Here is a 13,840-nt window from a genome sequence, read left to right as displayed (position 1 = left end):
TTCGGTTCTCGCGTTAAGGTCCGTGACATGGACGTCAACGGAGCAGTAGCAATCATCTCGGGCGGGGCCAGCGGCCTGGGCGAGGCCACGGCCCGCGAGCTTGCCCGCCAGGGCGCGACCGTGGTCATCGCCGACCTCAACGAGGAGCGCGGCAAGTCGATCGCCGACGAACTCGGCGGCGTCTTCGTCAGGACGGACGTGTCGGACGAGGGCGACGTGCAGGCGGCCGTCGACGCGGCCGTGGCCACCGGCAAGCCGGTCCGCGTGATCGTCAACAGCGCGGGCATCGGCTGGGCCGAGCGCACCGTCAACCGCGACGGCGCCCCGCACAGCCTGGCCAGCTACCGCAAGGTCATCGAGGTCAACCTGATCGGCACCTTCAACCTGATGCGCGTCGGCGCGGCCGCCATCGCCAAGACCGAGCCCGTCTCCGAGGACGGGCACAGGGGCGTGGTCATCAACACCGCCTCCGTCGCGGCGCTGGAGGGCCAGACGGGACAGCTCGCCTACTCCGCGTCCAAGGGCGGCATCGTGGGCATGACCGTGCCCGCGGCCCGCGACCTGGCCGCCATCGGCGTACGCGTCAACACCGTCTGCCCCGGCATCATCGACACCCCGATCTACGGCTTCTCCGGCAACGCCGAGGAGTTCAAGGCCAAGCTCGTCGCCCCCGTTGTCTTCCCCAAGCGCATGGGCCGCGCCGACGAGTTCGCCCACCTGGTGCGCTCGCTGATCGAGAACGACTACATGAACGCCGAGGTCATCAGGTTCGACGGCGGCATCCGCTTCCAGCCCAAGTGATGAGGTGCCCGTGTCCTCCGACGAAGTTCTGATCGAGGAGTCCGACGGCGTCGCGGTGATCACCATCAACCGCCCGTCGGCTCGCAACGCCGTCAACGGAGCCGTCGCCCGTGGCCTCGCGGCCGCGCTCGACTCGCTCGACACCCGTCCCGACGTCTCCGCCTATGTCCTGACAGGGGCGGGGGGCACGTTCAGCGCGGGCATGGACCTCAAGGCCTTCCTCGCGGGCGACTTCCCCGTCATCGAGGGCAGAGGCTTCGGCGGCATCGCCGAGTCGCCGCCCAAGAAGCCGCTGATCGCGGCCGTCGAGGGGTACGCGCTCGCGGGCGGCTTCGAGCTCGCGCTGTCGTGCGACCTGATCGTGGCCTCGTCCGAGTCGAAGTTCGGCCTGCCCGAGCCCAAGCGCGGGCTGGTGGCGGGCGCGGGCGGCATCATGCGCCTGCCGCGCAGGATCCCCTACCACGTGGCCATGGAGATCGCCCTGACCGGCGACCACTACCCGGCTTCCCGGCTGTACGAGCTCGGGCTCGTCAACAGGATCACCTCCCCTGGCGAGGCGCTGTCGGGGGCGCTGGAACTGGCCAGGAAGATCGCGGCGAACGCGCCGCTGGCGCTGGCGGCGACCAAGAGGGTCGTCATCGAGTCGGCGGACTGGTCGCTGGAGGAGATGTTCACCAAGCAGGGGCCGATCATCAACCCGGTGTTCGGGTCGAAGGACGCGATGGAGGGCGCGGCGGCTTTCGCCGAGAAGCGCGCGCCCGAGTGGAAGGGCGAGTAGGCCCTCCTCCCGGCTCCTCCCGCACCCCGGGAGGAGCCGCCCCCGCCACACGCCCACCCGAAGCCGGGGGCGGGCGGGCCGGATTTCGGGGTACGGCAAGCCGTCGCGAGACGGTCGTCGCCGAAATCGAGGCCGCGCGCAGGGGATGTCCCGCATTACCGTGAAGGGGAGAAGTCTTCCCCCGCGGCAGGAGAGCCCATGAGTTCCCCTTACGAGTCGGCCAAGCGTGGCGCGAGCGGCCTCCTGCAGGGCGCGCTCGGCGCCCTCCTCCTGGTCGGTGGCATGCTCGTCGTGATGTGGGCCGTCGAGATCTTCGACTACTTCACCGGCGGCCGCCTCGACTACGAGCTCGGCATCATCGCCTGGTCGCCCGACGGCCTCATCGGGATCCTGTTCGCCCCGTTCCTGCATGACGGTTTCGGGCACCTGATGGCCAACTCGCTGCCGTTGCTCATCCTGGGCTTCCTCGCCGCCTTCCGCGGCCTGGGGAAGTTCGTGTGGGCGACGCTCATCATCATGGTGATCGGCGGTCTCGGCACCTGGCTCGCCACCGCTCCCGGCGTGCCCACCGTGGGCGCGAGCGGGCTCGTCTTCGGCTATTTCGGGCTCGTGGTCGCCCGTGGACTGTTCGACCGGCGCCTGCTCGACATCGCGGTGGGCCTCGGCGTGGCCGTGGCGTACTACTCGCTGGTCTGGGGCCTGCTGCCCAACGACCAGAACATCTCCTGGCAGGGCCACCTGTTCGGGCTCGTCGGCGGCGTACTGGCGGCGTGGGTGCTGCGGCGCAAGCGGGCGATCAGCCCGGCGCCGCCGTCCTTCTGACGCCCCAGATCCGCCGATCTTCCGCCGCCGCGCCCTCTCAGGCGTGATCGCCGCCCGGAAGCCCTCAGCGGGCCTCTGAGCGGCGCGCAGGGTCAGTGGGCGGCGGGCGCGTGGGTGCGTTCGGCGGGTGAGGAGGACAGCAGCCGGTCGATGTAGGCCAGCCCGATGGCCGAGGCCACGAACGCCAGATGCATGATCGTCTGCCACATCATGGTCTGCGAGGGCGTGTCCTTGGCCCTGATGAACGTCTGGAGCAGGTGCACCGACGAGATCCCGATGATGGCGGTGCCCAGTTTCACCTTGAGCACGTTGGCGTTGACGTGGGAGAGCCACTCGGGCTCGTCGGGGTGGTCCTTGAGGTCGATGCGCGAGACGAACGTCTCGTAGCCGCCGATGATCACCATGATGAGCAGGTTGGAGATCATCACGACGTCGATGAGGCCGAGGACGGCCAGCATGACGATGACCTCAGGGCCGGGAAGGGACTCGAGCTGGCCGAAGGCCTTGATCGTCGCGGCGCTCACGTGGCCCGTCACGATCGTGTCGCCCAGGTGCCACAGCTCGACCATGAACTGCCACACGTAGAGGGCCTGCGCCACGATCAGGCCGAGGTAGAGCGGCGCCTGCAGCCATCGGCTGGCGAACATCACATGGCCGAGACCTCGCCTCCTCACGGCAGGTTCCCCCGAGGTGGACGTCACTCGTGTCACTCCTGTCGCAGTGGCCGGGCCGCGCTCCGGCAGGCCCGAGTGGAAGAGAGAGGAAGGGCCCGCTGATTCGCAAGCCGTACCGCGACGCGGCCCGCTCACGCGACGAGCACGTCGCCCGGCCGACGCTCGGGGCGCTCGCCGCCGGCGCCGGCGGGCTGCCGGTGCCGGCGAGGTTCGCGCGGAGCGTCGAGCCGGAGGACGCGCTCGCGTCGCTCGACGAGCCGACCCGCCGGGCCGAGGAAGGCTAGAGGCGCTCGACCACGTAGTCGACGCAGGTGGTCAGGGCCTCGATGTCGGACGGCTCGATCGCGGGGAACATCGCGACGCGCAGCTGGTTGCGGCCGAGCTTTCGGTACGGCTCGGTGTCGACGATGCCGTTGGCGCGCAGCACCTTGGCCACCGCGGCGGCGTCGACGGCGTCGGTGAAGTCGATCGTGCCGACGACCTGCGAGCGGAACTCGGGGGCGGCGAACGGCGTGGCGAACGACGACTTCTCGGCCCAGGTGTAGAGGCGCAGGGCGGAGTCGGCGGTGCGGGAGGTGGTCCACGCGAGGCCGCCGTTGCCGTTCATCCAGTCGAGCTGCTCGGCCAGCAGGAACAGCGTGGCCACCGACGGCGTGTTGTAGGTCTGGTCCTTGCCCGAGTTGTCGATCGCGACGGGCAGGCTGAAGAACTCCGGCACGTAGCGGCCGGTCGCGGCGATCTCCTCGACGCGGGCCAGCGCGCGCGGCGACATGATCGCGATCCACAGGCCGCCGTCGGAGGCGAAGCTCTTCTGCGGGGCGAAGTAGTAGACGTCCGTCTCGGCGATGTCGACCGGCAGGCCGCCCGCGCCCGAGGTGGCGTCGACCAGGACGAGGGCGTCGTCGCCGCCGACCCGCTCGATCGGCATCGCGACGCCGGTGGAGGTCTCGTTGTGGGTGAGGGCGTAGACGTCGACGCCGTCCTCGGCCACGGCGGTCGGGTGGGTGCCGACCTCCGACTTGATGATGGTCGGGTCGGCCAGCCACGGCGCCTTGCTGACGACCGCGCCGAACTTGGAGGAGAACTCGCCGAAGGACAGGTGCTGCGACTTCTCGCGCACCAGCCCGAAGGCGGCGATGTCCCAGAACGCGGTGGTGCCGCCGTTGCCCAGCACGACCTGGTATCCCTCCGGCAGGGAGAACAGGTCGGCCAGTCCGGCGCGGACCCTGCCGACCAGGTTCTTGACCGGCTTCTGCCGATGGGAGGTGCCCATCAGACCGGCGCCTGCGGCGGCGAGCGCGGACAGCTGCTCGGGTCGGACCTTCGAGGGCCCGCAGCCGAAGCGGCCGTCGGCGGGCTTGATGTCAGCGGGAATCACGATGTCAGCCACCTGCCCAAGCCTACTGAGCCGTCTCGGGTGGCCTGTCATGGGTCCGGGATGTGAGATTCGGGCGAGAGCCCTGGTGGCGTGGCCGATCGCCCCTTTCAACCGGGATCCGCGGCCGCTTACCCGGGACAGGTGATCTCCATCACGCGAACCACGACACGCCGTGGGAACGAGAAACGGCCCGCCGGAGATCAGCGGGCCGTTACCGAGGAAGAAGGCGTCAGATGGTGCCGACGACCTCGTCGGCGCCAGGGACGTCGCTCAGCGGACGCGTGGCGGGGCCGACGTAGTTCGCGCTGGGGCGGACGAGCCTGCCCGTGCGCTTCTGCTCCAGGATGTGCGCGGCCCAGCCGGCCGTGCGCGCGCAGGTGAACATCGAGGTGAACATGTGCGAGGGAACCTCGGCGAAGTCGAGGACCACGGCGGCCCAGTACTCCACGTTGGTGGCGAGCACCCGGTCGGGCTTGCGCGCGTGCAGCTCCTCCAGAGCGGCCTTCTCCAGTGCGGCGGCGACCTCGTAGCGAGGAGCGTCGAGCTCCTTCGCGGTACGGCGCAGCACACGGGCGCGCGGGTCCTCGGCGCGGTAGACGCGGTGTCCGAAGCCCATCAGGCGATTGCCCTTGTCCAGCTCGCTCTGGACGTACTTCTTGGCGTCGCCGAGCTGCTCGACGCCCTCGATCATGTGCAGCACGCGGGCGGGGGCGCCACCGTGCAGCGGTCCGGACATCGCGCCGACCGCACCGGAGAGCGCGGCGGCCACGTCGGCGCCCGTGGAGGCGATGACGCGGGCGGTGAACGTGGAGGCGTTCATGCCGTGCTCGGCGGCGGAGGTCCAGTAGGCGTCAATGGCCTTGACATGCTTGGGGTCGGGCTCGCCCCGCCAGCGGACCATGAACCGCTCGGTGATGGTCTTGGCCTCGTCGACCCTGCTCTGCGGCACCATCGGCAGGCCGAGGCCACGCGCCGACTGCGCCACGAACGACAGGGCCATGACCGACGCGCGCGCGAGGTCGTCGCGAGCCTGCGCGTCGTCGATGTCGAGCAGAGCCTTGAAGCCGTAGGCCGGAGCCAGCATGGCCAGCGCGCTCTGCACGTCGACGCGGATGTCACCCGAGTGGACAGGGATGGGGTACGGCTCCGCAGGCGGCAGGCCCGGCTGGAACTTGTTGTCGACGAGCAGACCCCAGACGTGCCCGAACGGGACACGGCCGACCAGATCTTCGATGTCGACGCCCCGATAGCGAAGGGCGCCCCCCTCTTTGTCCGGTTCCGCGATCTCGGTCTCGAAAGCTACGACGCCTTCGAGGCCGGGTTTGAAGTCGGACATTCTCGGCCGCCTCCCTTTCTTGCCGTGTGGGCAATCCGTACTCATGGTCGCGGCCGCCTCGGAGCCTGTTCGCATCCCCGGAGCCCGTCCGCTTCTGTTGATGTCGAGATACCGGCGGGTCAATTTAACCCCCTAACCGGACGTGCTTCGTCTTCGGGCACGCCGAAACGCCATAGGCGCTGGTAGGGGGTTGTGTGTGGGATCGCCACCAAGCGCGCAAGAATACCTTCTCGTGGATGCCACTTCGCTGGCGGGGCTCCGCCGTACCTATGAGGGACAGCCGTTGCTCGAATCAGACGTCGCGGCCGAACCGATCGCGCAATTCGCCCGATGGTTCGAGGAGGCGATCGACGCCGGGCTGCCCGAGCCCAACGCGATGGTGGTCGCCACCGCATCGGCGGGCGGCCGGCCGAGCGCCCGTACCGTGCTGCTCAAGGGATACGACGAACGCGGGTTCGTCTTCTTCACCAACTACGAGTCGCGCAAGGGCCGCGACCTGGCCGAGAACCCCCGCGCCTCGCTGCTGTTCCCCTGGCATCCGATCCGGCGTCAGGTCCGCGTCGAGGGCAGCGTGGTCCGCCTGCCGCAGGAGGACTCCGCCGCCTACTTCAACTCCAGGCCGTACGGCTCCCGCGTCGGCGCGTGGGCCTCGCGCCAGTCGGCCGTCGTGCGCTCGCGGGAGGAACTCGACGCCCGCTACGCCGAACTCGCGGCCCGCTGGCCGGAGGATCCGCCCGTTCCCGACTTCTGGGGCGGTTTCAGGGTGGTGCCGACCGAGGTGGAGTTCTGGCAGGGCCAGCTCGACCGCATGCACGACAGGCTGCGCTATCGGCGGGTTCACCCTGGTTGGGTGCTGGAGCGGCTTGCCCCCTAATGTGCCGTGAATGGCTTTTGGGGATTTCGTTGTCGACACCCGCCCGCTCAGGGTCGCCGCCTACCGGCGGCTCTGGTGGGGGCAGGCCGTCTCCCACATCGGCGTGGCGGTCACCGTGGTCGCGGTCAGCCAGCAGGTGTGGGACCTGACCAAGTCCTCCTTCTGGGTCGGCATGCTCGGTCTGGCCAACCTGATCCCCCTGGTGGTCTTCGGCCTGTGGGGCGGCGCGGTGGCCGACGCCATGGACCGGCGCAAGCTCCTGGTCGTCGGCTGCGTGGTCGCGTGGGCGAGCACGCTGCTCCTGCTCGCCCAGGCGCTGCTCGGGCTCGGCAACGTCCACGTGCTCCTCGTCGCCGTCGCGCTCGGCGCGGCAGGGTTCGCGATCAGCTCCTCCACCAGGGGCGCGATCATCCCCAGGCTGCTCACCCCCGAGCTCGTGCCCGCGGCCAACGCGCTCAACTCGCTCGTCTTCAGCATCGGCGCGGTCTTCGGCCCGATGGTCGGCGGTGTCGTGCTCGCCACGGGCGGGTTCGCCTCCGCCTACGCCATCGACGCGGTGCTGTTCAGCGCCAGTCTCTACGCGGCGCTCAGGCTGCCTACGCTCGAACCGCTCGGCGAGGTGCTCCGGCCCGGAGCGAAGGGCACACGGCCTTCGCGTCGGCCCGGAGCGAAGGCCGTGTGGGAGGGGCTGCGCTTCATCATGGGCAGTCCCGTCCTGCTGATGTCCTTCGTCGTGGACATCATCGCCATGGTCTTCGCCCTGCCGAGGGCGCTGTTCCCCGAACTGGTCGCCGACCGCTTCGGCGGCTCGATGATCGCCCTGGGCTGGCTGACCTCGGCCATGGCGATCGGCTCGGTGGTGGGCGCGGTGTTCTCCGGCTGGGTCGGCAGGATCAGGCGGCAGGGCGTGGCGCTCGTCGTCGCCATCGCTGTGTGGGGGCTGGCGGTGGCCGCGGCGGGGATGGCGCACGAGCTGTGGCTGGTCGTGACGTTCATGGCCGTCGGAGGCATGGCCGACGTGGTCTCGTCGGTGTGGCGGCAGTCGATCCTGCAGCTCCACGCGCCCGACGAGATGCGCGGGCGGATGCAGGGAGTGTTCATGGTGGTCGTCGCGGGCGGGCCGCGCCTGGGCGACCTGCGGGCGGGAGCCACCGCCACGGCCTTCGGGCTGACGGGGGCATGGGTGGGCGGCGGCCTTGCGTGCGCGGCGGCCGTACTCGTGGTGGGGCTGGCCGTACCGGTCTTCAGGAACTACAGGAGCGGCGCGCGAGGATGAGGTCGGACAGGAACCCCTTGTAGGCCTCGTCGCGGTCGGGCGCGCGCAGCACGGCGGAAGGGTGGATCGTCGCCACCGCCAGCGCCTCGCCGAGCTCCAGCACCTCGCCGCGCCGCTGGGTGACCTTGAAGGACGGGCCCAGCAGGGCGCGGGCGGCCGTCGCGCCGAGCACCACGATCATCCGCGGCTTCACCACCGCGAGCTCGGCGGTCAGCCACGGCCCGCAGGCCTCGATCTCGGCGGCCGTCGGCTTCTGATGGATCCTTCTCTTGCCCTTGAGCGTGAAGGAGAAGTGCTTCACGGCGTTGGTCAGGTACACCTCCTCCCTGCTGATGCCCGCCTCCTCCAGGCCCCTGTCCAGGATGCGGCCGGCGGGGCCCACGAAGGGGGCGCCCTTGCGGTCCTCCTGGTCACCGGGCTGCTCGCCCACGATCAGGAAGCGAGCCTCCGCGGGACCCTCGCCGAACACGGTCTGGCCGGCGTTCCGATGGAGATCGCAGCCCTCGCAGTGAGCCGCGGCTCTCCGCAGCTCGGGCAGGGTGAGCCGGTCGGGAAGGAACGGGGCCGCTCCGGTGTTTCCGTCCTTTGCCATCGTTGGTCGTTCTCCCACTAGGGTTTCTGTGGCTTCTGTGCCCCATGACCGACGTAGCATTCAGGACGGGAGGAGCCTTGACCGCACACGGCTTGATCGACACGACGGAGATGTATCTCCGGACGATCTACGAACTCGAGGAAGAGGGGATCGTTCCCCTTCGTGCGCGCATCGCTGAGCGGCTCCAGCAGAGTGGTCCCACCGTGAGCCAGACAGTGGCCCGCATGGAGCGCGACGGGCTGGTCCGCGTCGAAGGCGACCGCCATCTGGCGATGACCGACCTCGGACGCACTCTTGCCACCCGCGTCATGCGCAAACATCGCCTGGCCGAATGCCTGCTGACCCAGGTCATCGGGCTGCCGTGGGAGGAGGTGCACAACGAGGCCTGCCGCTGGGAGCACGTGATGTCCGAGTCGGTGGAGGAACGGCTGGTGAAGCTGCTCGACAACCCCACCTTCGACCCCCATGGAAACCCCATCCCCGGGCTGGAGGAGCTGGGCGTCACCGGCCCGGAGGCCCAGGCGTGGTCCGCCTTCCCCAGCATGGCCGACGTTGCAGGACCCAGGGATATACCTGTTGTCGTGCGTCGAATTAGCGAACAAGTGCAAAGCGATCCCGCTGTGATGCTTAAACTCAAGCAAGTTGGGATACAACCCGGACGCGAGGTGACGCTCGCGGCGAGCGACGACGGTGTGCGGGTGACAGGTGATAACGACGCGACGAACACTCCCGCGGAGCTTCCGCGAGAGGTTGCCGCGCACGTATTCGTCTCCAAGCGCTGACGGCGGCGCTGCTGCTTGGTTGAATCCCACATGGGAGTCCCTTCACTCCCCGGACACGACTGTTGCAGGAGCGCCAGTGGTTCGCTTTGCGCACATGCCTCCCCGAGGAGTGGTCGCCGGATGAAACGTTGGGGGGATTTGTCCCAGGAAGCGGCCGACTTCTTGTCGGCGTCGTCGGTCCTCGACCACGCGGAGATGGCAGTCGTGGTGACGGACCGCTTCAGCAACCTCCTCTACTGGAACCCGTTCGCGGAGAAGCTGTTCGGCCGCCAGGGCAAGGGATCGGTGCGAGAGGGCTCCGTCCTCACCCTCGGGATCATGGAGAAGGACCACCCGCTCGCCGTCGAGCTCGCCAAGCACGTGCTCAAGGGCGGCGTGTGGGAGGGCACCTTCGACGTCAAGCGCGGCGACGGCACGATGATCTACGTGCGGGCCCAGGCCGTACCGCTCAGGCACGACTCCGGCTCGGTGACGGGGATCGTCATCACCGCGCGCGAGGCCATGCGCAGCAACGAGCGGGAGAAGGACCGCTTCGGCCTGCTCGAGCGCATCGGCGAGCGGCTGGCCGGCTCCCTGTACGTCGAGGAGACGCTCAAGCGGGTCGCCGAGATGCTCGTGCCGCAGTTCGCCGACCACTGCTTCATCGAGCTGATGGAGGGCGAGCGGCTGGTGCGCAGGGTCTCCCAGCACGTGCAGGGCTGGACCCCGCCGCCCGACACCTGGAAGCCTGTCGGCTCCGAGATCCGCTACCCGGCCGGCCACTACGCCGACACCGCGATGCGGCGCCAGGAGACGATCCTGGTCGAGGACTTCGCCTCCAGCAGCTTCCCCAGCCCCAACGAGGGCAGCGCGCGGCTGTGCGGCGAGATCGGGATGACCTCCGCCGTGGTCGCCCCGCTGTGCGTGCGTGGAGAGACGCTCGGGCTGATGTATCTCGGCCTGTCCAACCTCACCGACCGGCGCAGCCCCCACTACGACGCCTTCGACCGCGACTTCGTCGGCGCGATCGCCACCAGGGTCGCCCTCGCCGTCGACAACGCGCTGCTGTTCGAGGAGGAGCGGCACACCGCCGAGTCCTTCCAGAAGCACCTGCTGCCCCGGGCGCTGCCCACCCTCGACGGCCTCGACATCGCCGTCCGCTACTACCCGGCAGCCCCGCTCGCCTCCCACGGCCAGGGCATCCAGACCCAGGTCGGCGGCGACTGGTACGACGTGATCCCGCTGTCGGCCGGCAGGGTCGGCATCGTGATCGGCGACGTCGAGGGGCGCGGCGCCAAGGCCGCGGCCATCATGGGCCAGCTGCGTGCCGCGCTGCGCGCCTTCGCCCAGGACGACAAGCCGCCCGCCGAGATCCTCGCCAGGCTCGACGAGTGGACCCGCATCATCGCCACCCCCGAGCAGGACGAGTCGGGCACCGACATCAGCGTGCCGCCCATCGTCACCTGTCAGTACCTCGTCTACGACGCGTGGTCGCGGCAGCTGTCCTTCGCCAACGCGGGACACGCGCCGCCGCTGCTGCTGCACGACGGCCAGTGCCTGGAGATGAGCATCGAGGAGGTCGGCCAGCCGCTCGGCGTCCGCGCCAAGGGCATGCACGCCGATCTGGTCTACAAGGAAGAGTCCCGCACGCTGCCACCGGGCGCGGCCCTAGTCCTCTACACCGACGGCCTCGTCGACCGCCGGCCAGGACGCGACTTCGGCGGCCGGATGCCCTCCGACGAGGAGACGCTGGGCATCCTCCAGGAGAGGCTGGCCGCCTGCACCAAGGAGAACGTCGAGCGCATCGCCGACACCGCCACCCGCGCGGTGCCCGGCGAGATCGACGACGACATGGCGATCCTCGTCCTGCGCGCCAGCCCCGTCGACCTCGACGTCGAGGAGCGCGACTTCCCCGCCCAGCCGATCATGGTGGGCGAGGCCCGCAGGATGGCCGCCGAGGCCTTCGCAGGCTGGAACGTCCCCGAGGAGCGCGCCGAGCTGGCCTGCCTGCTGGTCTCCGAGGTCGTCACCAACGTCGTGCTCCACGCCGCCACCGCGAGCATCCCGCGCAGGGAACTGGTCGTGGAGGGGCCGCCGCTGCCGTTCGAGGAGTCGTGGGACGTGCCCGGCTTCGAGGAGGAGATGGTCGGCGACAAGACCTTCACGCTCAGGCTGCGCAGGGGCGAGGAGTCGGTGTGGGTCGAGGTGTTCGACCAGGACCTGCGCCTGCCGCGCATCCGCAGCGCCGGCGAGAACGACGAGGGCGGTCGCGGCCTCTACCTGGTCGACCAGCTCGCCAAGCGGTGGGGGTCGCGACCCACCAGGGAAGGCAAAGCGGTCTGGTTCGAGATTCCCACGCGCAGCAGGTGAGTGCTTCACTCGATGGCATGGAGCTGGCCTTCGAGCGGCGCGGCAGCGGCCCGCCGCTGATCCTCGTCCACGGCATCGGGCATCACTGGCAGGCGTGGTTGCCCGTCATGGACCGGCTCGCCGCCTCCCACGACGTGATCGCCGTCGACCTGCCGGGGTTCGGGAACTCCCCTGAGCTGCCGGCCGGCACGCCGTACACGGCGGAGTCGCTGGCGGACGCGGTGGAGTCGTTCTGCGCGCTGCTGGATGTGCGGGAGCCGCACGTGGCGGGCAACTCCCTCGGCGGCCACCTCGCGTTGGAGCTGGCTTCCAGAGGCGTGGTCCGTACGGCTACCGCGATCTCTCCCGCGGGGTTCTGGTCGCGCAGCGAGCTGCTGTGGTGCCAGAACGTCCTGCGGTCCATGCGCGCCTCGGCCGAGTCGGCTTCGGGCGCCCACCGGCTCGGCCACCTGCTGTCCTCCGAGGCCGTCGGGTTCGTCGGCGCCGCGCTCATGGTCGCCCACCCGTCACGGCTCAGCCCCGTCGCCCTCGCCGCCGCCACCCAGGCGCTCGCCTCGGCGCCTGGCTTCCACCCGACGCTGGAGTCGTTCTCCTGCATGATGCCGCCCGCGCCGCCGAAGACGCCGATCACGATCGCGTGGGGCGCACACGACCGGCTGCTGCTCCGGCGGCAGGCCGTCAGGGCGGCCAAATGGTCGGGACAGCGGGTCAAGCTGCTGCAGGGCTGCGGGCACGTGCCCATGAGCGACGACCCCGAGCTGATCGCCAGGGTCATCCTCGAAGGGTCTGACCCCAGACTGCCAGCATGACGATCACGAACACGACGACCACGCCGACGTAGCCGACCGGGCTCAGGCGCAGCGCCCGCCGTACGCGATTGAGGGCCCAGGCGAACAGCAACGCCAGGAAGACCAGGAGGATCAGGCCGCCGTCCATATGGACCAGTATGGTCTAGAAGCCGAAAGAGCGGCCGATAATCTCCTTCATGATCTCGGTGGTGCCGCCGTAGATGGTCTGCACCCTGCTGTCCACCCACGCCTTCGCGACCGGGTACTCCATCATGTAGCCGTAGCCGCCGTGCAACTGCAGGCAGCGGTCGATCACCTTGTTCTGCAGCTCCGTGGTCCACCACTTCGCCTTCGCCGCGTCGACCACGGACAGCTGCTTGGCGTTGAGCGCGGTGACGCACTTGTCCACGTAGTGGCGGGCGATCTCGGTCTCGGTGGCCAGCTCGGCCAGGACGAACCGGGTGTTCTGGAAGCCGCCGAGGTTGCGGCCGAAGGCCTGGCGCGTCCTGCAGTACTCGATGGTCTGCTCCAGCACCGCCTCAGCCGCTGCGACCGCCGCGACCGCGATGGACATCCGCTCCTGCGGCAGGTTGTTCATGAGCTGGAAGAAGCCCTGGCCGTCACTGGCGCCGAGCCTGTTGGCCACCGGCACCCGCACGTTCTCGAAGAACAGCTCGGCCGTGTCCTGGGCCTTCATGCCGATCTTCTCGAGGTTCCTGCCGCGGGTGAAGCCGTCCATGCCTCGCTCGACGACGAACAGGGTCGTGCCCCTCGCGCCCTGCTCGGGATCGGTCTTGGCGACCACTACGACGAGATCGGCGTTGATGCCGTTGGTGATGAACGTCTTCTGCCCGTTGATGACGTAGTGGTCGCCTTCGCGGACGGCCGTCGTCCTGATCCCCTGCAGGTCGCTGCCCGCGCCGGGCTCCGTCATCGCGATCGCGGTGATCAGCTCGCCGGTCACGAAACCGGGCAGCCAGCGCTGCTTCTGCTCGTCGTCGGTGAGGTCGACGAGGTAGGGGGCCATCACGTCGTTGTGCAGCGAGAAGCCGAGGCCTGACGCGCCGGCGCGGATGATCTCCTCGACGATCACCGCGTTGTACCTGAAGTCGGTGACGCCCGCGCCGCCGTACTCCTCGGGGACGGAGAAACCGAACATGCCGAGTTCGCCGGCCTTCTTCCACACCTCTCGCGGGACGATTCCCTCCTTCTCCCACTGGGCGTGGTGGGGGAGGACCTCGCGGGCCATGAACTCGCGCACGGTCTCCTGGAAGAGCAGGTGCTCCTCCTCGAAGAGGTCTCGCTGCATGTGTTGCCTCCATGGTGGGGTACGGCAACAGAATACGATTCTGTTCGGTGGTGCGACAGAAAAGCCGCGTCCCTGGTTGTG

Annotated in this window: 15 protein-coding genes; 9 read left to right on the top strand and 6 right to left on the bottom strand. The window is 69.5% G+C overall.

Annotation, left to right across the window (positions count from 1 at the left end; genetic code table 11):
* Window positions 1-27 precede the first annotated feature (27 nt).
* The 3 genes from AB0B45_RS36665 (at window position 28) to AB0B45_RS36655 (ending at window position 2,401) form a co-directional block, all read left to right on the top strand.
* Complete coding sequence (locus AB0B45_RS36665; protein ID WP_358140345.1) at window positions 28-801, top strand: SDR family NAD(P)-dependent oxidoreductase; 774 nt, start codon at window positions 28-30, stop codon at window positions 799-801.
* Window positions 802-811: 10 nt separating this feature from the next.
* Entirely contained in the window at window positions 812-1,579 is a 768-nt protein-coding gene (locus tag AB0B45_RS36660) for a crotonase/enoyl-CoA hydratase family protein (RefSeq protein ID WP_358140342.1), read from the top strand.
* A gap of 198 nt (window positions 1,580-1,777) precedes the next feature.
* Entirely contained in the window at window positions 1,778-2,401 is a 624-nt protein-coding gene (locus AB0B45_RS36655) for a rhomboid family intramembrane serine protease (protein WP_358140340.1), read from the top strand.
* A gap of 92 nt (window positions 2,402-2,493) precedes the next feature.
* Here the strand turns inward: AB0B45_RS36655 and AB0B45_RS36650 are convergent, their stop codons facing one another.
* Window positions 2,494-3,075 carry a TIGR00645 family protein gene (locus AB0B45_RS36650; RefSeq protein WP_358140337.1) on the bottom strand — a complete coding sequence of 194 codons (582 nt, stop codon included), beginning with the start codon at window positions 3,073-3,075 and terminating at the stop codon, window positions 2,494-2,496.
* Between the two features lie 29 nt (window positions 3,076-3,104).
* On the opposite strand from AB0B45_RS36650, the gene AB0B45_RS36645 reads away from it, so the two are divergent.
* A complete protein-coding gene (locus tag AB0B45_RS36645) occupies window positions 3,105-3,359 on the top strand; it encodes a hypothetical protein (protein ID WP_358140334.1) in 255 nt (84 codons plus the stop codon).
* Here AB0B45_RS36645 and serC read toward each other — a convergent pair.
* On the bottom strand, window positions 3,356-4,504 hold the full coding sequence (serC, locus tag AB0B45_RS36640) for a phosphoserine transaminase (RefSeq protein ID WP_358140332.1): 1,149 nt from the start codon (window positions 4,502-4,504) through the stop codon (window positions 3,356-3,358). The genes AB0B45_RS36645 and serC overlap by 4 nt on opposite strands.
* A 178-nt stretch (window positions 4,505-4,682) precedes the next feature.
* On the bottom strand, window positions 4,683-5,789 hold the full coding sequence (locus AB0B45_RS36635; RefSeq protein ID WP_358140329.1) for a citrate synthase 2: 1,107 nt from the start codon (window positions 5,787-5,789) through the stop codon (window positions 4,683-4,685).
* A gap of 232 nt (window positions 5,790-6,021) precedes the next feature.
* On the opposite strand from AB0B45_RS36635, the gene pdxH reads away from it, so the two are divergent.
* The gene (pdxH, locus tag AB0B45_RS36630; RefSeq protein ID WP_358140327.1) at window positions 6,022-6,663 is read left to right on the top strand and encodes a pyridoxamine 5'-phosphate oxidase; all 642 of its coding nucleotides are present in this window, start codon (window positions 6,022-6,024) and stop codon (window positions 6,661-6,663) included.
* A gap of 10 nt (window positions 6,664-6,673) precedes the next feature.
* Window positions 6,674-7,939, top strand: a complete 1,266-nt coding sequence (locus AB0B45_RS36625) for an MFS transporter (protein WP_358140324.1) — start codon at window positions 6,674-6,676, stop codon at window positions 7,937-7,939.
* Here the strand turns inward: AB0B45_RS36625 and AB0B45_RS36620 are convergent.
* Window positions 7,908-8,531, bottom strand: a complete 624-nt coding sequence (locus AB0B45_RS36620; RefSeq protein WP_358140321.1) for a UdgX family uracil-DNA binding protein — start codon at window positions 8,529-8,531, stop codon at window positions 7,908-7,910. The two genes, AB0B45_RS36625 and AB0B45_RS36620, sit on opposite strands and share 32 nt — an antisense overlap.
* Before the next feature lie 77 nt (window positions 8,532-8,608).
* Here AB0B45_RS36620 and AB0B45_RS36615 point away from each other — a divergent pair, with 77 nt between their 5' ends.
* From AB0B45_RS36615 to AB0B45_RS36605, 3 genes are all read left to right on the top strand, one after another.
* A complete protein-coding gene (locus AB0B45_RS36615) occupies window positions 8,609-9,313 on the top strand; it encodes a metal-dependent transcriptional regulator (RefSeq protein WP_358140318.1) in 705 nt (234 codons plus the stop codon).
* A gap of 120 nt (window positions 9,314-9,433) precedes the next feature.
* Window positions 9,434-11,662: a SpoIIE family protein phosphatase gene (locus AB0B45_RS36610; protein WP_358140315.1), complete on the top strand. Its 2,229-nt coding sequence runs from the start codon at window positions 9,434-9,436 to the stop codon at window positions 11,660-11,662.
* 17 nt (window positions 11,663-11,679) lie between these two features.
* Window positions 11,680-12,471 (top strand): alpha/beta fold hydrolase, encoded by a 792-nt coding sequence (locus AB0B45_RS36605; protein ID WP_358140312.1) that lies wholly within the window; start codon window positions 11,680-11,682, stop codon window positions 12,469-12,471.
* Here AB0B45_RS36605 and AB0B45_RS36600 read toward each other — a convergent pair.
* Window positions 12,434-12,598, bottom strand: a complete 165-nt coding sequence (locus AB0B45_RS36600) for a hypothetical protein (RefSeq protein WP_358140310.1) — start codon at window positions 12,596-12,598, stop codon at window positions 12,434-12,436. The genes AB0B45_RS36605 and AB0B45_RS36600 overlap by 38 nt on opposite strands.
* Before the next feature lie 15 nt (window positions 12,599-12,613).
* On the bottom strand, window positions 12,614-13,759 hold the full coding sequence (locus tag AB0B45_RS36595; protein WP_358140307.1) for an acyl-CoA dehydrogenase family protein: 1,146 nt from the start codon (window positions 13,757-13,759) through the stop codon (window positions 12,614-12,616).
* Between the last annotated feature and the right edge of the window lie 81 nt (window positions 13,760-13,840).

Source organism: Nonomuraea sp. NPDC049152, assembly GCF_040648355.1.
In the GTDB taxonomy this organism is placed as follows: Bacteria; Actinomycetota; Actinomycetes; order Streptosporangiales; family Streptosporangiaceae; genus Nonomuraea.
This window is presented reverse-complemented; position numbering and strand designations above follow the sequence as displayed.

Coding starts and splice junctions, on each gene's coding strand:
- AB0B45_RS36600 (WP_358140310.1), bottom strand. CDS start 12,598: ATGGACGGCGGCCTGATCCTCCTGGTCTTCCTGGCGTTGCTGTTCGCC.
- AB0B45_RS36595 (WP_358140307.1), bottom strand. CDS start 13,759: ATGCAGCGAGACCTCTTCGAGGAGGAGCACCTGCTCTTCCAGGAGACC.
- AB0B45_RS36635 (WP_358140329.1), bottom strand. CDS start 5,789: ATGTCCGACTTCAAACCCGGCCTCGAAGGCGTCGTAGCTTTCGAGACC.
- AB0B45_RS36665 (WP_358140345.1), top strand. CDS start 28: ATGGACGTCAACGGAGCAGTAGCAATCATCTCGGGCGGGGCCAGCGGC.
- serC (WP_358140332.1), bottom strand. CDS start 4,504: ATGACAGGCCACCCGAGACGGCTCAGTAGGCTTGGGCAGGTGGCTGAC.
- AB0B45_RS36620 (WP_358140321.1), bottom strand. CDS start 8,531: ATGGCAAAGGACGGAAACACCGGAGCGGCCCCGTTCCTTCCCGACCGG.
- AB0B45_RS36605 (WP_358140312.1), top strand. CDS start 11,680: ATGGAGCTGGCCTTCGAGCGGCGCGGCAGCGGCCCGCCGCTGATCCTC.
- AB0B45_RS36610 (WP_358140315.1), top strand. CDS start 9,434: ATGAAACGTTGGGGGGATTTGTCCCAGGAAGCGGCCGACTTCTTGTCG.
- AB0B45_RS36625 (WP_358140324.1), top strand. CDS start 6,674: ATGGCTTTTGGGGATTTCGTTGTCGACACCCGCCCGCTCAGGGTCGCC.
- AB0B45_RS36655 (WP_358140340.1), top strand. CDS start 1,778: ATGAGTTCCCCTTACGAGTCGGCCAAGCGTGGCGCGAGCGGCCTCCTG.